This is a genomic window from Microbacterium sp. H6 (genome assembly GCF_003314775.1).
Taxonomy (GTDB): domain Bacteria; phylum Actinomycetota; class Actinomycetes; order Actinomycetales; family Microbacteriaceae; genus Microbacterium; species Microbacterium oxydans.
Genome location: NZ_QOAY01000186.1, coordinates 2058 through 4146 on the forward strand (window position 1 = coordinate 2058; position 2089 = coordinate 4146).

Consider the following 2089-nt stretch of genomic DNA (forward strand, 5'->3'; position numbering starts at 1 on the left):
CTCGCAATTCGCGCCGCTGGTGCGGGAACTGCGCTCCGAGGGGTTCCGTGTGATCGCGTTCGACGCTCCTGCGCACGGCTCATCGTCCGGGCGGAGCACCGACATCCGCGACTGGATCGACGCGGCCGAGCAGCTGCAGGCCGAGCACGGGCCGTTCGTGGTGATCGTCGGCCACTCGTTCGGGGCGCTGGCGGCACTGACCGCAGCCCGTTCGACCGTTCCGGTTCCGGCCGTCGCCGTGATCGCCGGCGCCGCCGCCCCCGACGCCTTCCTCGCACAGTTCGGCGCAGACCTGCACCTCGACGCCGCGACGAACGCCCGTCTGTCGGAGCGATTCCGCAGGAGGTTGCACATGGATCAGTCCGCCGTCACCGCACGATACGACGCCGTGAAGCGCCCTCTCCCCGCCGACACCGCCCTGCTCGTGGTGCACGACCGCGGCGACCGGAGGATGCCCGACCACGATTCGCTCCGTCTGCACGACGCCCACGGCGCACGGTCGCGTCTGGTGCGCACAGAGGGCCAGGGACACACGAGGGTGCTGTCGGCGGATGCGACGCTCGATGCCGTCATCGCGCTGGCGGCCTCTCCGCACGTGCGGTGACCGGGGTAACCTGACCTCGTGATCACCTGCGTCGTGACGTACACGATCGATCCGGACGAGATCGACGCCTTCGAAGAGTTCGCGCGCGCCTGGATGCGGCTGGTCGATGATCACGGCGGCAGACATCACGGCTACTTCCTTCCCTCCGAGGGAGCGAGCGATCAGGCCCTGGCACTGTTCACCTTCCCGTCGCTCGCTGACTACGAGGTGTACCGGAAGGGCTTCGGGGTCGATCCGCAGTTCATCGAGGCGGACCGTATCCGCGACGAGAGCGGGTGCGTGCTGCGCTACGAACGCACCTTCATGCGACCGCTGCTGCCGACAGGCCTCGATCCAGAGGACTGACGGCGCCCGAACGGCTTGCGCCCGCCGTCAGATGCGGCGCGGTCCTGGACCGTCGGTTGCGAGTGCATCCTCGGGGTTGAGCAGTCGGCACGCCTTGAGGGAGAGGCACCCGCAGCCGATGCACCCCGTGAGCTCGCGGCGCAGATGCTCGAGCTGTGTGCGCCGGAGGTCGAGCTGTGCGCGCCAGAGCTTCGCCACCCGCTGCCAGTCCCGCTGCGATGGCGGCTCGTCCACCGGGAGGCTCTGGAACACCTCGTGCACATCGGTGAGCGGGATGCCCAGCCGCTTGGCGACGACGATCAGAGAGATTCGACGCAGCATGTGGCGCCGGTAGCGGCGCTGGTTGCCCGAGGTCCGTGTCGAGGCGATGAGGCCGAGCTGCTCGTAGAAGTGCAGCGCTGTCGCGGGAACGCCGGAGCGTCGCACGACTTCGCCGATCGCCAGCAGATCGTCGGGCTCCAAAGACATCATCGCCTCCTCTTGACCTCGAGTTTACTCGAGGTATTAGCGTGACGAACGGCCGCCGAGACACGGCGCCGCCGGGCGGCTCTCCCGCCCCATCGACGCCACGAAGGGCACCCCCGATGACCCAGACTCCGCAACGCACCGCCCCCGCCGGCAGCTGGCGCGAACTCCTCGGCCGTCGCTACGCACCGACCGCCGCCGTGCTCGCAGGCGGTGTGCTCCTCGAAGCGAGCAACGTCTACCTCACGACCAGCCTGCTCCCCACGATCGTGGGAGACATCGGCGGGGCGGAGTTCTACGCCTGGACGATGATGACCTTCCTGTTGGCCTCCGTGGTGAGCTCGATGATGGTCAGCCGTGTTCTCACCCAGCAGGGCGCCGTCCGGGCGTACCTGCTCGCCCTCGGCCTGTTCGCTCTCGGGTCGCTGCTCTGCGCCGCGAGTCCGTGGATGTGGGCATTGCTCGCCGGGCGGGCGGTGCAGGGCCTCGGAGGCGGACTTCTCGCCGGACTCGGCTACGCGCTCATCCAGCGCGCACTCCCCGAGCGGCTCTGGGCGCGGGGCGCGGCGCTCGTCTCGGCGATGTGGGGCGTCGGCAACATCGTCGGCCCCGTCGTAGGCGGCATCTTCGCGCAGCTCGATGCCTGGCGGGTGACCTTCGTGGGACTGGCCGTGG

The 2089-nt window shown here is 69.4% G+C and carries 4 protein-coding genes; 3 read left to right on the forward strand and 1 reads right to left on the reverse strand.

What is annotated here, in order from left to right; all coding sequences use genetic code 11:
- On the forward strand, positions 1–604 hold a 604-nt coding region (locus tag DSP71_RS12065), incomplete at its 5' end, for a S9 family peptidase (protein WP_258546407.1).
- Positions 605–622: 18 nt separating this feature from the next.
- The gene (locus DSP71_RS12070; RefSeq protein ID WP_113681211.1) at positions 623–949 is read left to right on the forward strand and encodes an NIPSNAP family protein; all 327 of its coding nucleotides are present in this window, start codon (positions 623–625) and stop codon (positions 947–949) included.
- Between the two features lie 27 nt (positions 950–976).
- Here the strand turns inward: DSP71_RS12070 and soxR are convergent, their stop codons facing one another.
- A complete protein-coding gene (soxR, locus tag DSP71_RS12075) occupies positions 977–1417 on the reverse strand; it encodes a redox-sensitive transcriptional activator SoxR (protein ID WP_046748766.1) in 441 nt (146 codons plus the stop codon).
- A gap of 116 nt (positions 1418–1533) precedes the next feature.
- Here soxR and DSP71_RS12080 point away from each other — a divergent pair.
- Positions 1534–2089: MFS transporter (locus DSP71_RS12080; protein ID WP_113681212.1), on the forward strand; the 556-nt coding region annotated here is incomplete at its 3' end.